Source organism: Halobaculum sp. P14 (genome assembly GCF_051195155.1).
Taxonomy (GTDB): Archaea; Halobacteriota; Halobacteria; order Halobacteriales; family Haloferacaceae; genus JBNTKA01.
Map to the genome: position 1 here is coordinate 137,526 of NZ_JBNTKB010000002.1, position 17,576 is coordinate 155,101.

Here is a 17,576-nt window from a genome sequence, read left to right on the forward strand (position 1 = left end):
GCGTTGGCGGAGCTGACGGGAGATCGGTCCGGTGGAGCGGGCTATACAGAGATCGCACCAATTGGATTATTTCGCTGGTGTGTACGTCAAGCCGGACAAATTCAGCCGCTGCCAGACATACCCCGTCTGATGCAACTCGTTCAATCGGACTTTAGCAACACGCTCGGACATTCCTGTGTCTACCGCGTCCTCAATAATCTCCTCTTTCGGCACACCGGCGGTCTCTTCATCATCTTCATACAACGACTTGATTAGCTCAAGTAGTTCAGCGTGTTGGCCCTCTAGATGTTCTGTTGATGGTGAAGTCTTGATATCAGGGTCTTCACGAACCTCCTCCATCTGGTTATCGGCGATGTTCCAAGAGTGAACTCCTGGGTATTCTCCCATCATGCCAGAGTCGTTCCAGACCCAACTGACAAAATCGTTATAGCAGAATCTACATAGAATGTAGAAATCAGTCGTTGAGCCTTCATCACCTGGGTTTTCGAAATATTTCGACTCCTCGAGCTTCACGGAGTCGTATCCATCAGTGATTCGTCCGCACTTCTTACATGCGTGCTTGGTCGATGTCCTCGATTCATCCTCCGGAATGTAGTATGCAGTAGCGTTCCCAATTTGAGTAGTGGCGACGCGCTTCTCCGAGACTAGTTCCTCGATGTAGCTGTTGATGGTTGGAATAGACACATCGAGATCGTCAGCGAGTTGCTGCGCTGACTGTGCTGGTTCGCTTGAACTTCTGAGCCGGTCCGTAATCTGCTCTTTCACACTTCGCTGACTCATATCAGTACCATGGTGAAGCAGTGTGTTAAATTTGCTCATAGGAAAAAATCTCGGAGGCTCTAAACTAAATATGGCGGATAAGGCGGATAATCGACGAGACGGTTTATAGAATCTAAAATTAACGGGCTATAATCGAGATTGGCTTATACAAGTCTGAAAATTATCTACTTAATTAGGTTTTATATTGGTGGTCTGGCTCGTTATTCGAGAGAAGCCAGTGATGGTGACGACGAACGTACTCTCAACAGAGGAATCCTTCTACGAAGTAGCTCCAGCAATACAGTCTCATAGCTTCATTACCACATCTAACGCCCTAAGAAGCGGGCTGGGAGGGAGTCGAACCCCCGACCGTCCGGTTAAAAGCCGGACGCTCTACCTGACTGAGCTACCAGCCCTCACCCGGACTAACTGACCTGCGCGCATAAGCGTTTACGATACGGGGCGGGGATGCGGCGTCGCCGGCGGCGTCGCGGCCGCGGCACGCCGAAGAAACCGAGATTTAAGCCGGAGTCCGCAGAACGACCAGGTAATGATCGACACCATCGTCATCGCGACCGACGGCTCCGCGAGCGTCACCCGCGCCGTCGACGTGGCGCTGGACCTCGCAGAACAGTTCGACGCGTCGGTGCACGCGCTGTCCGTCGTCGACGAGGGCGAGGTGGAGTCGGCGCCCGACTCGGTGCGCGAGGACATGCGGCACGCGCTCCAAGAGCGCGGCGGCGAAGCCGTCGTCGACGTCCAGTCGGCGGCCGACCGCGACGTCACCGCGGTCGTCCGCGAGGGCCGCCCCGCGAACGAAATCTCGGAGTACGCCCGCGAGGTCGACGCCGACGTCGTCGCGACCGGGACGCGGGGGCGACACGGCGAGAACCGGTTCCTCATCGGCTCGGTCGCCGAGCGCGTCGTCCGCACCTGCCCCGTCCCGGTGTTGACCGTCCGGCAACTGGAAGGCGAAAACGGCGACTCCGGCGGCGACGACGCCGCGGTCGGCGCCGAGGCGTGACGTAACGTCCCCCGCGGCCGCGACGACGACGCCGGCGCCGCGGTCGGCGCCGAGGCGGACTGGCGGCTGCGACGCCGACGGCGACGCAGACCGGCGGCTGGAACGGCGACCGCGCCGCGGACCCACAGCGGGCGGGTCGCCCGCGCGGCCCGAACCGCCGCACGGCGGGGAACACGGGAGTTTTCAGGCGTCGCCGCGTCGCGCCGGTATGGACGACGAACTCATCGAAACCGACGACCTGTCCCTGGAGCGGAAGTCGAAGCTCCCGGGCAAGGGCTTCTTCTACCCCGACTCGCTGGACGAGGACCGCGCCGAGGAGCGCGCGAAGGAGGCGCTGGAGGGCGCCGGCGTCGTCGTCATCACGGACTCCGACGCCGACGGCCTCGGCTGCGTCGCGCTGGTCCGGGAGGCGTACGACGCCGCGGTCGACGTCGCGGAGTTCGAAGACCGCATCCACGAACGGCTCGCCGACGAGGACGAAGCGGACGACGGCGCCGACGCCGAGGACGCCGGCGGCAACGAGGAGGGCGACGGCGACAGTGACGCCGACGCAGAGGCCGAAGGCGAGGAGGAGGAGTCGCTGCCGGAGTCGCCGGTGGCGCTGCTGCCGTCCGGGCCGCACAGCTTCGAGGAGGACCTGGAGTACGCCGCGGAGTACCTGGAGGAGGGCGCGGACGTGTTCATCTGCGACATCTGCCCGGACGAGTACCGGTACATCGAGGAGGACCTGACGGCGGTGGTGCGGCGCGCCGACTCGGTGTCGTGGTACGACCACCACCAGTGGGGCGACGACCTCGCGACGTCGGTGCGGAACCTCGGCGTCGACCTCGTCGTCGGCGAGAGCGACGAGGAGTGTTCGACGGACGTGACGCTGCGGTCGCTCGACTACGACTTCCCGCCGCGGTTCGCGGAACTGGCGGCGGTCACCCGCGACCACGACCTGTGGCTCCGCGAGGACGAGCGCAGCGACGACCTGGCGGACTACGCCCACTGGTCGGACGCCGAGGAGTACGTCGCGGTCGTCGGCGCGTACGGCGCCGACCTCCCCGTCGTCGTCGAGGACTACGTCGCACAGCGCCGCATCGAAAAGGAGCAGCTCATCGAGAAGGCGGTCGCGCGCGCCGACGAACACGAGGTCGGCGACTGGACGGTCGGCGTCACCTACGGCCGCTGCTCGCAGAACGAGGTGTCCGAGACGCTCCGTCAGCAGGGGATGGACGCGGCGGTCGTCGTCAAGCCGTCCGGCAGCGTCAGCATCCGCGGCTCCGAAGGCGGCTTCGAGCGCGCACACGAGGTCGCGGGGGCGCTCGGCGGCGGCGGCCACCCGCAGGCGGCCGGCTGCAAGCCCGACATCTACGACGACATGCTCGACTTCGCGCACCACTGGAGCACCGAGGGCCGCGCGACCAAGCGCGTCGTCCTCCGGGAGTTCGAACGGCTCGCCGCCGAAGTCGACCCGGACGCCGACCCGGACGCCGTGGACGCCTGACCGCGCGACCGACGCGCGGACTGAAGCGGACGCAACGCGGAACGAAGCGCTACGCGGCTCTCCTCGGACCTGATCGGCTCTCCTCGGCTGCTACGCGGTGAGAGACGGGCCGCTGAAGAATCGAGACGCCGCTCCGGTCGTCTGCCCCTCTGGCCGTCAGGCCGCCTGGCCGCCTGGCAATCCGGCCGCTTTGGAGCCGCGGGGGCGAGAACCGGTCGTTCAGGCGTCGGCGGCGCGTTCGCCCATCACCCACTTGTGCGAGTAGTTGGTGCCGCACGAGCAGTGGGCGTACGCGTGCATCACGTCGCCCTCCTCGTAGATGCCGCCGACGTCCTCGTTCTGCTCTTCGGCGAACGCGAAGATGAACTGGACGGCGTGTTCTTCGTCGTCGTCGCCGGCGGCCGGGCAGTCGCCGCCGCCGAGGTCGGGCGCGATGGTGCCGGTTTCGTCCATGGCTTCGCGGGCGAACTCCATCGGGTCCATGCCGGTGCCGGAGGCGAACGCCTTCCGGCCGTCGTCGCCGGGGACGACGAGGACGACGCCGTCGTCGACGGCTTCGCCCATGTTCGCGATTTTGCCCTGCGAGTCCAGGTAGTCGTGCGTCAGGAAGATGGCGACGTCGTCGAGGCGGTCGCCGGCGAGGAACTCGTCGAGTTTGCTCATGGCCGTAGTGGGCGGCGGAGGCGTAAAAGGGCTATTCGTCGCCGCCGAGCAGCGAGTCCGCGATGCGCTGGAGGTTCTCGTCCGGGCGGCCGCGGACCGTGTAGACGACGCGGTCGCCGGGGACGCGAAGCCCGTACAGGTAGCCCGGGTCGACCTCGTCGAGGTCGACGGCGTCGCCGGGTTCGCGGTCGTGGTCGCGGCACCACTCGACGAGCCGGTTGTCGGCGTCGCCGCCGCGTTCGCGGAGCAGCCGGCGGTTGTCGTAGGCGCCGCGGACGACGAGCCCGGAGGAGTCCGCCGTCACCTCGGCGTGGCGCTCGTCGCCGTCGAGCACCAGCCGGATTTCGTCGCCGTCCGCGACCGCCGCGTCGTCCGGGACGCGGAGACACGGGAGCCGAGTGCCGCCGCTGCGCGCGAGGTGGGCGCGGTAGGTGTCGACGCTGTCGGCGTCGCTGGCGATTCTGTCGGGCATGAAAACTGCGCGGCGGCTTACTCCTCGTCCGCGTCGTCGGCGTCGGCCTCCTCGGCCTCGGCGTCCTCCTCGTCCTCGTCGAGCGCCGCGGCGAGCGTGCCGTCGACGACCTGCGCGTTGATCTGGACGGTCTCCTCGGAGACCTCGCGGCCGCGGACCGTGACGCGCTTGCGCTCGCCGGGCCGGCTCGGCTCGTAGCCGACGCCGCCGTCGAGGAGCAGCTCCTTCAGGTTCGAGCCGGGGACGTCCTCGCGCATCGGGCGGCCGGCCTTGTCGGAGCCGCCGGTCAGCGACAGCGTGAGGCCGTCGGCACCGATCGCGGTGCCGTCGACCTCCTCGCCGATGTCTCGGCCGAGGAATCGGTTCGCGTCCTGCCCCTCTACGTCGAACTGCCGGGTGTCGCCGGTCTCGTCGCCGACGACGACTTTGAATTCAGCCATTACGGGGACGAACTCGGCGGATGAAGAAAAGAGCGTCGAAAGCCCGGGCGGACGAGCCGAACCGGGAGACGCAGCGCCCCCCGACTCGCCGCGACAGCCGGGCCGCGCGGTCAGTCTCGGCCGGCGTCGGGGTGCCCGGAGTCAGTCGCGGCGGAGCGCGAAGAGCGCGGCACCGAGCAGCGCGACCGCCGCCGCAGCCGCGCCGAATCCGGGCGCGGTCGTCGACGTCACCTCCGTCGGAGCCCCGGTCGTCGCGGCGGTGGACGTCGCGGCCGTCGTCGAGGTGGCGGCGGGCGTCTCGGTCGACTCCGGCGTCGCCGTCGCGGTTCCGGCGCCGCCCGAACCGCCGGTCGCGGTGGACGACGGCGTCGGCGTCGCGGTCGGCGTTGCGGTCGGCGTCGCGGTCGGTGTCGACGTCGGCTCCGGTGTCGCGGTCGGTGTCGACGTCGACTCGGTGGCCGGGCTGACGGAGTCGGTCGACTGGTCGGTGTCCCCGCCGTCGTCTGTGGAGCCGGTCGGGGAGAGACTCACCGTTCCGCTGGAGTAGTGAATCGGGATGTCGACGAACAGGCCGCCGGAGACGTTCCGAATCGAGAGCGACCGGTTCGTCCCCTGGTAGGCTGCCTGCAGCTTGCTGCCGTCCGTGACGTTCCAGGAACTCAGCAGTGAGTCCGGGAGGAACGTCTCGTAGTAGCCGCTGTTGACCGTGGTGCCGTCGGGCTGGTAGTGCGGCCCGGCGACGCGCAGCTCCAGTTTCGGCGTCTGTCCGGGGCCGCCCGGGACGAACTCCGGCGTCCCGAACGACTGCGCGTCCGTCGAGATGACGGTGCCGTTCAGCCGCTCTTTCCGCTCCGGGCTGGAGTCGTACTGCGTCATCGGGTCGAACGCCAGGTCGAACGACGCGTTCCGGTGGTACGTCGCCGTGTCGGCGGAGCCGGTCGGCCACGACCCGAGGCTCGCGCCCTCCAGGTAGTCCCACTCGGACGGCGACAGCTCGACGACGTAGCGCGTGTGCGTGTCGTTGACTGCGGCGCGGTCCCACGTGACGTTGTTCCCGGTCGCGATGAGCAGCGGCGCGGAGAAGTTCTGCACCGTGAAGTTCAGCCGGAACCGGGTGTCGGTCGTCACGCCGGCGTCCCACAGCGTGCTGGCGTTCGCGACGCTGACGTCGCTCTGTAGCATGCTGGCCTGGAGGCTCAAGTCGACGGAGACGTCCTCGGTCGGACACGGGCCGCCGACGCAGGTGACGTCCATCCGGGTGACCACCGGGTTCCGGACGGTGAGGTTCAGCGTCCGGCTGCCGACGGTCACCGTTCCGTTCTCCACCTTCTGGGGGAACGTCACGGTGAAGCTCGCGGACTTTCCTTCCGTGGAGTTCACGGTCCGGTTCCAGGAGTCGAGCACCTGGCCGTTCCAGACGACGGTCTGGTTTTCGGTGCCGTTCGTGTCACCGAGGTTGTACGCGGTCGCGCCGATGAACGTCGACTGGTTCACCGTGGCCGTGAGGCTCGTCCCGGTGTCGCCGAGGACGACGTGGGTCCCGCCGACGAGCGCCCAGCCGGTCGTCGTGGTCCCGTCGGGTAACTGGACGGTGTACTTGTCGGCCGACGGCACCGAGAGGTTCACGAGCACCGTCTTCGTCTCGCCCGCCGACAGCGTCACGTCTTTCGACGTCGTGTTGCTCGCGCTGATGTTCACGTTGCCGTAGGCGGCCAGCGAGACGGTCTCGGTGGCGCTCGAATCGCCGGTGTTGTTCAGCGTGACCGACGCCGTGAAGCCGTCGGTGGCCATGACCTCCGCGGAGACCAGCGACGCGCTGTCGACGACGACAGCCGTGCTGTCTCCGCCGCCGCCTCCGCCGCCACCGCCGTCACCGACCGTCACGGTGGTCGCGGGCTGGCCGTTCACGCGGATGTTCACGGTCGTGTCGTAGCTGATGGAGGTGGTGAGCGAGACGTTCGTGGTGCCGGCCGTCGGCACCTCGACGGTCTTCGACGTCAGCGACCGGTTCGAGTCGGTGTAGGCCGCGACCGTGAAGTTCTCCGCGGCGCTCCCGGTGTTGTTCAGCGTCGCGTTCACGAAGAACGACTCGCTCTTGTTCACGGTCGTCTTCGGTATCGTCGACTCCTCGACGGCGACGTTCGTCGCGGCGTGCAGCGGAGCCGAGTCGGCCGTCGTCGGATAGTCGACGTACGACATCGACGACGAGTTGATGAGCGCCGCCGTGACGGCGTGTTCGCCGCCCGCGATGGCGTCCGCGGGGACGGTTACGTTCACGGTGCCGTTCGACGTCGTGAGGTCAACCGTCGTCCTACCTCCAGCCCAGGAGACGCTGAGTGCCAGGTCGGCCTGGGTGACGGTGCCGTCCTCGACGTACTTCGTGGCGTTGTAGCCGACTTCGATGTCGCTGTCCGTGCTCCCGTTGATGGTGGTTTCGGGGACGTGCAGCCCCGCTGTCGGCGGCGTCGACGCCGTGCCGCCGCTCGTCGTCGCCGCGAGGACGACGGTCGGCACGGCGGCACCCGCCGTCACCAGCACGACGGCGACGAGCGCCGCCGCGACGCGCGATGGTCCGTCGAATGTCATGAACTGCGCCACGGCGTGAACCAAGTTAACTGTGCACGGTTCGTTCTCAGAACCGAGAACTGCAACCGGCAGACTTCGCCGGGTCGAGCGACCAGAGCACCGAACCGGGCGGCGGCCGCTCGGACTGGCACTGCTTTCGAGAACAGATACGCAAAATTATGGTTCGAGGTGTCGGACGTGCCTCGCTCCGCTCAGTCGAGCCGAACCGGGTCGTCGCTCGGCCGTACCGTCACGGTCACCTCGTCGCCGACGCGGAACGTCGGGTCGCCGGCGTCGGGCCGCGTCACCAGTTTCGCGCCGACCGTCGCCTCCCGGGTGGCGAACAGCGAGAGCCCGGTGACGCGGTCGCCGTTCGCCAGCACGTCGACGTCGGCCCAGGCGACGTCCCGACCGGCGGCGTCGCCGACGCGCCGACCGAACAGCGACACGTCGTCTGCGGATTCCGCGTCGCCGAAGATACCGCCGGCGCTGTAGTGCGGGAGGCCGCCGTCGAGCGGCCGGCCGTCGTCTGCGGCGACCGCCGCGAACGAGTCCTCGGCCGTGTCGGGTCGACCGGGGGCGTCGAGGCGGGCGTGGGTCGGGCCGACGTCGACGACCGTCCCGGCGCCGTCCCACGCGACCGGTTCGACGTCGACCGCGGCGCGCAGCGGCAGCGACCCGGACGCCCGGTACGGGTTCCGGTCGGCGTCGCGGAACTCCAGGTGGAGGTGGTTGTCGACCCACTGACCGAAGAACCCCGACCGGACCAGTTCGCCGAGCGGGTCGCCGACGGCGACGCGGTCGCCGGCCGTCACCGCCGGGTCGACGTGGAGGAGCCGCGCGACGCGGTCACCGGTGTCGACCAGAATCAGGTGGTCGCTGTCGGCGGCGTACGGCCGGTCGGGGCAGCCGACGGTCCGCGTGTCGATGACTTCGCCGGCGACCGGTGAGGCGGCGACGTCGCCGTCCGGGTAGAGGTCGACGGCGCGGCCGCGGTCGTGCGCCGGGTACGGGGAGTTGTACAGCGAGAAGCGGCGGTACTGCCGGAGGACGGCTGCGGGCAGCGACACCGGCGTCCGGTCCATGTGCCCGGGTCGCGGCGGAACTGCTTAGGCGCCGCGACTCCGATCGACGGCCGTGACAGTCCGGGTGTACCGCGGCCGGCGAGCAGACCGCGAAACCGACCGGCGAGCGACCGCCGCGATGCTCGACGCCACCGCCGACTCCGGCGACCCGGCGCTGCGGGTGTGGACGCCCGGCGCGCAGGTCGCGTTCGGCCGCCGCGACGCCCGAGCGGACGGCGCCGACGCGGCGCGGGCGGCGGCAGAGCGCCGCGGCTTCCCGGTCGTCGAGCGCTCGGTCGGCGGCCGCGCCGTCGCGTACACGGAGACGACGCTGGCGTTCGCGTACGCGCTCCCGCTCGCCGACATGCGCGAGGGGCTCGACGAGCGCTACGAGACGGCGGTGAACGCCGTCGTCGACGGCCTCAGCGCCGCCGGCGCCGACGTGGAGCAGGGCGAGCCGCCGCGGTCGTACTGCCCGGGCGACTACTCGGTCCGCGCCGTCGGCGGCGGGAAGGTCGCCGGCGTCGCCCAGCGGGTCCGGCAGCGCGCCGCGCTCGTCTCGGGCTGCGTCACCGTCGACGGCCGCGACCGCATCCGCGACGTGCTCTCGCCGGTGTACGGCGCGCTCGGCGTCCCGTTCGACCCGGATTCGGTCGGCTCCGTCGCCGCGGCCGGCGGCGCCGCCGACCCGGACGCCGTCCGCGACGCGCTCGAAACCGCGATACTCGACGGCTTCGACGCCGCCGGCCGGGTCGACCGCGACGTCGACGACCTCCGGCTCGACGGCTGACCGCTCGCTGACTGCCCGCTCGACGCCGACCGGCGGTCGTCGTCGCCGCTGACGACACCGCCGCCGGCGATTCTCCTGCCCAGTGGCCGAGACCGGGGACACCGGGAAAGCGCGGCACTTACTTCGCGCGGCGCTGCATCACCCGGTAGACTACCATGGCGATGCTCTTCCGGGAGGCGACACTGGCAGACGGGCGGGTGCGGGACGTCCGCGTCGACGGCGAGGAAATCGCCGCGGTCGGAGCCGACCTCGACGCGGCGGCCGGCGACGACGTGGTCGACTGCGCCGGCAAACACCTGCTGCCCGGCGCGGTCGACGTCCACGTCCACTTCCGGCAGCCCGGCTACGGCCACAAGGAGGACTGGGGGACCGGGTCGCGGTCGGCGGCCGCCGGCGGCGTCACCACGGTGGTGGACCAGCCGAACACGTCGCCGCCGACGGTCGACGGCGCGGCGTTCGACGAGAAGGAGTCGTACGCGGACGCGTCGCTGGTCGACTACGGCATCAACGGCGGCGTCACGGCCGACTGGGACCCGTCGTCGCTGTTCGCCCGGCCGCTGTTCGCGCTCGGCGAGGTGTTCCTCGCGGACTCCACCGGCGACATGGGCATCGACGCCGACCTGTTCGCCGACGCCGTCGCGCGCGCCGCCGACGCCGACGTCCCGGTGACGGTCCACGCCGAGGACGCCGACCTGTTCGACGACAGCGTGAAGCCGGGCGGAAGCAGCGGCGGAGACGGCGGCGACAACGGCGACGGCAACGACGGCGGCCGGACCGACGCCGACGCGTGGAGCGCTTACCGGACCGCGGAGGCGGAGGCCGCGGCGGTGAAGCGCGCGGTGCAGGTCGGCGCGGACGCGGACGTCGCGCTGCACATCGCGCACACCTCGACGCCGGAGGGCGTCGACGCCGCGGCCGCCGGCGGTGCGACCTGCGAGGTGACGCCGCACCACCTGTTCCTGTCCCGCGACGACCTGCCGGCGCTCGGGACGTTCGGCCGGATGAACCCGCCGCTGCGGAGCGAGGAGCGCCGCGAGGCCGTCCTGGAGCGGCTCCGCGACGGCACCGTCGACGTGGTAGCGACCGACCACGCACCGCACACCCGCGAGGAGAAAGACGCCGGTATCTGGGAGGCGCCGTCGGGCGTCCCGGGCGTCGAGACGATGCTGCCGCTGCTGCTGTCGGCGGTCCGCGACGGCGACCTGACGCTCGAACGCGTCCGCGACGTCACCGCGGCGAACCCCGCCGCCATCTTCGGTCTGCCGCGAAAGGGCCGCGTCGCCGCCGGCCGCGACGCCGACCTCGTCGTCGTTGACCTCGACGCCGCCCGCGAAATCCGCGGCGACGACCTCCACTCGAAGTGCGGCTGGACGCCGTTCGAGGGGTTCGACGGCGTCTTCCCGGAACTGACGGTCGTCCGCGGCCACGTCGCCTACGACGCCCGCGGCGACGACGAAACGTTCGGCGACGCCGTCGGCGAGAACGTCCGCCGGTAGCGACGATTGCAGGGCGATGACCGCCGGAGGCGACGGACCGGGGGCGACGGTCGGCGGCGACCTCGCGCTCGCGCGGGCCGGGCGGCTCGTTCGGCCGCGCGGCAAGGCGAACGGTTTTCAGGGGGTGCGCCCCGATGGCCGTGCATGGCTGGTAGTCACCCGTTGGCGGGCGTCGAGGACTTCTGGCAGGACGTCATGGACGACATGGAAGCGACCGCCGAGGAGTACCGGGACGCCGGCTGGGACGTACTGGCGCTGCACCCGGGCGACGTGACCGCGCTGCCGACGGCGTCCGCGCAGGCGACGCCGGACCGCGTCGGCCTCGACGTGCTGCTGCCGGGCGACGAGTTCGAGGAGCTGGAGGGGCTCGTCGCGGAGACCGACGCCGAGTTCGACGAGTACGACGCCTACCGCGCGGAGACCGACGACGTCGTGTTCCTCGTCGTCGCGATGAAATCGGAGTCCGCCGGCGCCGCCGTGGTGTTCCCGCTGTACTACGCCGTCTCGGAGGCGGCGCCGATGCTGAAGCAGGTGGCGCGCATCGGCGAACTCCGGACGTACCTCCGGCCGCTCGACGACTCCAGCCGCGTCCTGTTCACCCAGCAGGAGCCGTCGAACCTGCTGCCGGAGGAGTTCACCGCCGACGCGGACGACGGCGGAGAATCGGACGCGGACGGCGGCGACGGCGGAACCGACGACAGCGGCGACGCATAACGGTTCAGGCGAATTCGACGTCGTCGAGCGTCGCGGTTTCGCCGAACAGCCAGTCGGCGTGTTCGACGGCGTACTCGCGGTGCTCCTCGTCGATGTAGCCGAGGGCGTCTTCGATGACGACCGGGCGGTAGTCGCGGAGGCCCGCTGAGCCGGCGGTGTGGAGGACGCAGACGTTCGCGAGCGTCCCGCAGACGACCAGGTCGTCGACGCCGTGCGTGTCGAGCCAGCCGTCGAGGCCGGTCCGGTAGAAGGCGTCGTAGGTGTGTTTCTCGACGACGTGGGCGGCGTCGTCGGTCGGGAGGTCGTCGACGAGTTCGGCGTCCCACGACCCCTCGACGACGTGTTCGCCCCACCGGTCGAACTCGTCGTAGTAGTGCGCGTCGTCGAACTGACCGGGCGGGTGGACGTCACGCGTGTACACGACGGGCGCGTCCGCGTCGGCGGCGCGGTCGACGAGCGTCGACACCGGGCCGATTGCGTCGGCGCTCGGCGGCGCGTACAGGCTGCCGTCCGGGTGGCAGAACCCGTTCTGCATGTCGACGACGACGACCGCGGTGCTGTCTGGGTCGAACTCCATGCGACCCCGTGGGGTCGCTCCGCACGTAAATCTCGGCCACCGCGCTCCCGACGCGGTACCGACGCGGCACCGACGCGCCACCGCCGACGCAGCACCACCGACGCCCTCCGCCGTGTCGACGCCGACGCCGCAGGCCACGACGCCGATACAGGCGGTGAGGGCGGCGTAGACGGCCACGGAGACGCGGATGTCGCCGTGCCGCAACCGCCGTCCGGCAGCGTCGCCGCGGCGGACAAGGTACTTTTACCCCCGGTTCCATGCGAGAGTATGCGACGCTCGGTCCCGCTCGGCTCCACGAGCCGAGTCGTCCCCGTTCTCATCGCCGCGCTGCTCCTCGTCGCCGCGGTGGCGCCGGCGGCTGCAGGTGCCGCCACCGCCGGAGACGCGCCCGAGCAGCGCCAGGCAGCCGCGCCGTCGCCGGCCGACCCGGCGACGGACGTCCTGGGATGGGAGGACGGCTACTGGCACAACGAGAGCGTCTCCGTCGACCAGTCCGACGGCCTCTCGGACGCGGAGCTTCGGCGGTACGTGGCGCGCGGCATGGCCCGAGTCGAATATCTGCGGCGGCAGGAGTTCCAGTCGCGCGTCCCGGTCGACGTCATCTCGCGGGAGCGCTACCGGAACCGGACCGCCGCCGGCTCCGGGAACCGGACCGAGTTCAACGAGTGGAACGACCAGGTGTGGGAGGCGCTGTTCATCGTCGGCGAATCCACCGGTTCCGAGAGCCAGATTTCCCAGACGACGGGGTCGTCGGTCGCCGGCTTCTACTCGCCGACGAACGACCAGATCACGATCATCACGCCCTCCCCCGACTCGCCGACCATCGACAACGCGACGCTGATTCACGAACTGACGCACGCGCTGCAGGACCAGCACTACAATCTGACGCGGGCGCGGTACCGCGGGCAGACGCAGGACGGCGAACTCGGCATCAACGGCGTCGTCGAGGGCGAAGCGAACTACATCGAAGCGAAGTACTCCGCGCGCTGCGGCGGCGCGTGGTCGTGCGTCAAGGACGCGCCGTCCAGCGGCGGCGGAGGCGGCGGAGGCGGCGGCGGGCCGAACCTTGGTATCCTGCTGACGATGCTGAATCCGTACTCCGACGGCCCGGTGTACGTCCACGACATCGTCCAGCGCGGCGGCTGGAGCGCCTTCGAGAAGCGGTTCGTGAACCCGCCGGCGTCCTCCGAGCAGATTATCCACCTGACCGACGAGAAGCCGCGCCCGATATCGTTCGAAGACCGCGCGCGCAACGGCTGGAAGACGTTCCCAAAGCAGGGCATCAACGGCTCCGAGACGACCGGGGAGGCGTCGATGTTCGCGATGTTCTGGTACCAGGCGCGGACCGCGCAGGCGGACACCGTGAACCCGCAGGTGCTGTTCGAGACCACCAAGCAGTACGACACGTACAACTACGACGCCGCGCCGACCGACGGCTGGGCGAACGACCGGCTGTTCCCGTACCAGAAAGGCTCCGGCGAGGACGCGTCGTACGGCTACGTCTGGGTGACGGCGTGGGACACCGCGGACGACGCCGAGGAGTTCTACGACACGTACCTCCGGATGCTGGAGGCGCACGACGTCAGGCGGACCGACGCCGGCTACTACGTCGTCCCGGACGGCCAGTTCGCGGACGCGTTCCTCGTCAAACTCGACGGGAAGCGCGTCACCATCGTCAACGGCCCGTCCGTGTCGGCCGTGAAGAACATCCGTCCGAACGCGACGCCGACCTCGACGCCGACGACGCCGACACCGACGACCGCGACACCCGGGTCGGCGACGTCCGGAACCGCGACTGACGACGCGACGACGACGACCGGCGCCGGCTTCGGTTTCCTCGTCGCCGTCGTCGCCGTCGCACTCGCCGGCCTGCTCGCGCGGCGGCGCTGACTGTCGGACGCCCGGCCGCGCCGGCCGCACCAACGTTTTTCGTCGTGGCCGCGGGACTGCGACCGTGAGACGCGTCGCCGCAGTCGTCTGCCTCCTCGTTCTCGCGGGCTGTGCCGCGCCGGCCGCACAGCCGAATCTCCGCGACGGCTGGCAGTGGCCCGAGGACCCGCCGACGGACCGAATCGGGTTCGAATCCGGCGTCTGGTGGAACGAGTCCATCGACGTGAACCAGTCCGACGGACTGAGCGCCGCCGAACGCCGCGCGTTCGTCGCGCGGACGTCGGCACGGGTCGAGCGGCTCAGGGGCCTCGAGTTCACCGCGACGGTGCCGGTCGAGGTGATTTCGCGCGCCGAGTACCGGAACCGGTCGGTGTTCGCCGGCGACCGGTCCGCAGCCTACCACTCGTGGCGGAATCAGGTGTGGGAGGCCGCGCTCGTCGTCGGCGAGGACCGCAACGCCACCGACGCCTTCGCGGCGCTGTACGGCGGCGCCGTGCAGGGCTACTACTCGCCCCGCAACGACCGAATCGTCGTGGTCAGCGACGCCGACGAGCCGGTGCTCGACCGGGCGACGCTGGCGCACGAACTGCTGCACGCGCTGCAAGACCAGCACTTCGGGTTCACCGGCGCGGCGCTCCGCGACGTCGCGCTCGCTCACGACGGCCTGACGGAGGGGGACGCCAGATACGTCGAGACGCTGTACGAAGAGCGCTGCGCCGCGAACCGTTCGGAGTGGCGGTGCGTCCCGCGTCCCGCGCCGTCTGCGGGCGGCGGCGGTGCTCCGGTGAACCAGGGGCTGTTCACGTACATCTACCAGCCGTACGCCGACGGCCCGCAGTTCGTCCACCGGCTCCGCGAACGCGGCGGCTGGGCCGCCGTCAACGCGGCGTACGACGACCGGCCGGTGTCGACCGAGCAGACGATTCACCCGGACGCGTACCCGGCTGAGACGCCGACCCGGATTCGGCCGACCGACCGGTCGTCGGACGGCTGGTCGCGGTTCGACCTCCAGCAGCACGCCGAACGACTCGGCGAGACCGGCGTGTTCACGATGCTGTGGTATCAGCGCTACGTCGACCGCGGCGCCCTGACGCAGCGGGACGGCGCGTACTCGCCGTACGACTACTCGCATCCGGCGTCGGCCGGCTGGGCGGGCGACAGGCTGGTGCCGTATCGCTCCGGGAGCGGCGCCGACGCCCGGTACGGCTACGTCTGGACGCTCCGCTGGGACAGCAGCGCCGACGCGGCGCAGTTCGCGTCCGCGTACCGGACGGTGTTGACGGAGCAGCTGGGCGCCGAGACCGTCAGAACAGGCGTCTACCGGGTTCCGAGCGGCCCGTTCGCCGACGCGTTCCGGGTGGAGCGCCGCGGCGACACGGTCGTCGTCACGAACGCACCGACCGTCGACGCGCTCAGCCGCGTCCGGGCGCCAGCCGAGTAGGGCCGCGTCTCCGCCGTGACGCGTGTCTTTTTGTCCCGGCCGCGCAAACTCGCCGGTAATGGATTCGCCGTCGCTCGATTTCGACGTCGTTTCGCCCGGCGCCATCCGCGACGGGCGCGCGACGGACGCCTACTTCGCGCACACCGAGGAGACGCTTCGGCACGCCGACCGGAACCCGCACGTCGTCGCCGAGGTCACCGCCGACCAGTTCCCGACCGGGGAGTTCGAACTGCTCGCCGGCGTGAAAGACGCCGCGGCGCTGCTCGAAGGCCACGACGTCGACGTCGACGCGATTCCGGAAGGGACGCTGTTCGACGGCGGCCCGGTGCTCCGAATCGAGGGCGACTACCTGGCGTTCGCGCGGCTGGAGACGTCGCTGCTCGGCTTTCTCTCGCACGCGTCCGGCTGTGCGACGGCGGCGCTCGAATGTCGCCGCGCCGCGCCGGACTCGACGGTGCTGTCGTTCGGCGCGCGCCACGTCCACCCGGCGGCGACCGCAATGGTGGAGCGGAGCGCGCTGCTCGGCGGCTTCGACGGGTTTTCGCACGTCGCGGCCGGCGAACTGCTCGGCCGGGAGGCGTCCGGGACGATGCCGCACGCGCTGCTCATCTGCTTCGGCCGCGGCCAGCAGGAGGCCGCGTGGCAGGCGTTCGACGAGGCGACTCCGGAGAGCGTCCCGCGAATCGCGCTGTGTGACACCTACAGCGACGAGAAGGACGAAGCCATCCGGGCGGTCGAGGCGCTCGGCGACCGGCTCTCCGGCATCCGGCTCGACACGACCGGGTCGCGCCGCGGCGACTTCCGGCACATCATCCGGGAAGTGAAGTGGGAACTCGACGCGCGCGGACTGGACGACGTCGACGTCTTCCTCTCGGGCGGGCTCGGACCGGCGTCGCTGCGGGAGCTACGGGACGTCGCGGACGGGTTCGGCGTCGGCGGCTACGTCAGCAACGCCGACCCGGTTGACTTCGCGCTCGACATCGTGGAGGTGGACGGCGAGCCGGTGTCGAAGCGCGGGAAGCTCTCCGGCGCGAAGTCGGTGTATCGGACCGCCGACGGCGCTCACCACGTCGGCCTCCGCGACCGCGACGGCCCCGAAGACGCCGAGTCGCTGCTCGAACCGGTGCTGCGCGACGGCGAACTCGTCGCGGAGTTCTCCATCGACGACGCGGCGGAGCGGGCGCTCGCGGACGCGGACCGGACCGGTTTCGGCGACGAGTGACGTCGCGGCGGAGCGGCTGCTCACGGACGGGGGCTGGCAGGCGGCCGTGCTCGGGGCGTGACCGACGCGCCGTCGGGCCGCACAACCGCGTCCCGGCGCGCCGCACCTGTTAGCTGACGATGCGGCGTCTGGCCGCGGCTTCGTATTTGAACGTGCGGATGCTCTGAGGGGAACTGCGAGCCGCGACAGCCTGGCCGGTAGTCGGTGTGCCACTACGGCCGTACCGCGACGGCAACGACGCTGACGGCGACCGAGGATGAGCAGCGAGGCCGAGGCTACGGTGCGTGCGGTTCGGAGCGGCGAGAAGCCGTCTGTCGTCCGACTATAGTTCTTCGACGCTGCCGCCGTCGGCGCGCTCGCGGAACACCTGGCCGTCGATGAGCGTCACCATCGTGTCCTCGTCCTGCCAGGCGGTCGGCGAGAGCTTCGCCTTGCGGCAGACCCGCGAGAGGAACTGCTCTTTGCTCCAGTCGTTCTCGACGGGAATCGTCGGGTAGAGCCAGCCGTGGTGGCCGTTGTTGTCGATTGCGACGCCGTGCCGGCCGAGTTCGAGGTCGGCGATCGGGTCGGCGGTGAGCGTGATATCGGAGACGATGCAGGCGGAGACCACGATGGAGTCGAGCTCTTTCGGTTCGACTTCGGAGCCGCCGGTGTCGTCGGACGCGGCCTTGATGGCGGCGTCGACGATGGCGTGGCCGAGCTGGTCGGAGCCCCGATACGACCCGGCACAGCCCCGCATTCGACCGCGGCCTCTCGTGGACTGCAGTCGGACGAAGGCGCCGGTCCGTGCGTAGAAGGCGTCCCGCATGCTGCCCGGTTGTTCCCGCTGTCCCTGGAGGACGTACGATTCCACGGATTCCCGAGCGAGTTCGACCGCACGTGCCCCATCGTCGTAGGAAAGTCGCACGGCCTTCGCCTCGGACATACCACTTAGTTGGGCTGATTCGACTTGAACCCTTCCCTTCATGTG

Annotated in this window: 16 protein-coding genes and 1 tRNA gene; 8 read left to right on the forward strand and 9 right to left on the reverse strand. The window is 70.0% G+C overall.

Going from position 1 to position 17,576, the window contains the following annotated elements; genetic code table 11:
- Positions 1-66: 66 nt before the first annotated feature.
- Positions 67-780: a hypothetical protein gene (locus tag ACQUS7_RS05730; protein ID WP_435145489.1), complete on the reverse strand. Its 714-nt coding sequence runs from the start codon at positions 778-780 to the stop codon at positions 67-69.
- A gap of 321 nt (positions 781-1,101) precedes the next feature.
- Positions 1,102-1,175: transfer RNA gene (locus ACQUS7_RS05735), tRNA-Lys, on the reverse strand.
- A gap of 134 nt (positions 1,176-1,309) precedes the next feature.
- Here ACQUS7_RS05735 and ACQUS7_RS05740 point away from each other — a divergent pair.
- Both ACQUS7_RS05740 and ACQUS7_RS05745 read left to right on the forward strand, forming a co-directional pair.
- On the forward strand, positions 1,310-1,783 hold the full coding sequence (locus ACQUS7_RS05740) for a universal stress protein (protein ID WP_435145492.1): 474 nt from the start codon (positions 1,310-1,312) through the stop codon (positions 1,781-1,783).
- Between the two features lie 208 nt (positions 1,784-1,991).
- Positions 1,992-3,272: a DHH family phosphoesterase gene (locus ACQUS7_RS05745; protein WP_435145494.1), complete on the forward strand. Its 1,281-nt coding sequence runs from the start codon at positions 1,992-1,994 to the stop codon at positions 3,270-3,272.
- 219 nt (positions 3,273-3,491) lie between these two features.
- On the opposite strand, the gene ACQUS7_RS05750 is transcribed toward ACQUS7_RS05745, so the two are convergent.
- From ACQUS7_RS05750 to ACQUS7_RS05770, 5 genes are all read right to left on the reverse strand, one after another.
- Positions 3,492-3,935, reverse strand: a complete 444-nt coding sequence (locus ACQUS7_RS05750; protein ID WP_435123918.1) for a DUF5807 family protein — start codon at positions 3,933-3,935, stop codon at positions 3,492-3,494.
- A gap of 31 nt (positions 3,936-3,966) precedes the next feature.
- Positions 3,967-4,407, reverse strand: coding sequence for a DUF7112 family protein (locus ACQUS7_RS05755; RefSeq protein WP_435145497.1), 441 nt, complete (start codon positions 4,405-4,407; stop codon positions 3,967-3,969).
- 17 nt (positions 4,408-4,424) lie between these two features.
- Entirely contained in the window at positions 4,425-4,847 is a 423-nt protein-coding gene (locus ACQUS7_RS05760; protein ID WP_435123922.1) for a 30S ribosomal protein S6e, read from the reverse strand.
- Between the two features lie 141 nt (positions 4,848-4,988).
- A complete protein-coding gene (locus ACQUS7_RS05765) occupies positions 4,989-7,433 on the reverse strand; it encodes a PGF-CTERM sorting domain-containing protein (protein ID WP_435145500.1) in 2,445 nt (814 codons plus the stop codon).
- 191 nt (positions 7,434-7,624) lie between these two features.
- Positions 7,625-8,497, reverse strand: coding sequence for a hypothetical protein (locus tag ACQUS7_RS05770; protein WP_435123924.1), 873 nt, complete (start codon positions 8,495-8,497; stop codon positions 7,625-7,627).
- A gap of 118 nt (positions 8,498-8,615) precedes the next feature.
- On the opposite strand from ACQUS7_RS05770, the gene ACQUS7_RS05775 reads away from it, so the two are divergent.
- The 3 genes from ACQUS7_RS05775 (at position 8,616) to ACQUS7_RS05785 (ending at position 11,476) form a co-directional block, all read left to right on the forward strand.
- Positions 8,616-9,266, forward strand: coding sequence for a lipoyl protein ligase domain-containing protein (locus tag ACQUS7_RS05775; RefSeq protein WP_435145884.1), 651 nt, complete (start codon positions 8,616-8,618; stop codon positions 9,264-9,266).
- Positions 9,267-9,427: 161 nt separating this feature from the next.
- Positions 9,428-10,762, forward strand: coding sequence for a dihydroorotase (locus tag ACQUS7_RS05780; RefSeq protein WP_435145886.1), 1,335 nt, complete (start codon positions 9,428-9,430; stop codon positions 10,760-10,762).
- 144 nt (positions 10,763-10,906) lie between these two features.
- Positions 10,907-11,476: a DUF7529 family protein gene (locus ACQUS7_RS05785; RefSeq protein WP_435145503.1), complete on the forward strand. Its 570-nt coding sequence runs from the start codon at positions 10,907-10,909 to the stop codon at positions 11,474-11,476.
- Positions 11,477-11,480: 4 nt separating this feature from the next.
- Here the strand turns inward: ACQUS7_RS05785 and ACQUS7_RS05790 are convergent, their stop codons facing one another.
- A complete protein-coding gene (locus ACQUS7_RS05790) occupies positions 11,481-12,053 on the reverse strand; it encodes a cysteine hydrolase family protein (protein WP_435145505.1) in 573 nt (190 codons plus the stop codon).
- Between the two features lie 267 nt (positions 12,054-12,320).
- Between ACQUS7_RS05790 and ACQUS7_RS05795 the strand changes: the two genes are divergently transcribed.
- From ACQUS7_RS05795 to ACQUS7_RS05805, 3 genes are all read left to right on the forward strand, one after another.
- A complete protein-coding gene (locus ACQUS7_RS05795; RefSeq protein WP_435145508.1) occupies positions 12,321-13,943 on the forward strand; it encodes an Hvo_1808 family surface protein in 1,623 nt (540 codons plus the stop codon).
- 64 nt (positions 13,944-14,007) lie between these two features.
- On the forward strand, positions 14,008-15,384 hold the full coding sequence (locus ACQUS7_RS05800; protein ID WP_435145510.1) for an Hvo_1808 family surface protein: 1,377 nt from the start codon (positions 14,008-14,010) through the stop codon (positions 15,382-15,384).
- A gap of 58 nt (positions 15,385-15,442) precedes the next feature.
- Positions 15,443-16,606, forward strand: a complete 1,164-nt coding sequence (locus tag ACQUS7_RS05805) for a nicotinate phosphoribosyltransferase (protein WP_435145513.1) — start codon at positions 15,443-15,445, stop codon at positions 16,604-16,606.
- 322 nt (positions 16,607-16,928) lie between these two features.
- Here the strand turns inward: ACQUS7_RS05805 and ACQUS7_RS05810 are convergent, their stop codons facing one another.
- Positions 16,929-17,531, reverse strand: a complete 603-nt coding sequence (locus ACQUS7_RS05810) for a TIGR00296 family protein (protein ID WP_435123935.1) — start codon at positions 17,529-17,531, stop codon at positions 16,929-16,931.
- Between the last annotated feature and the right edge of the window lie 45 nt (positions 17,532-17,576).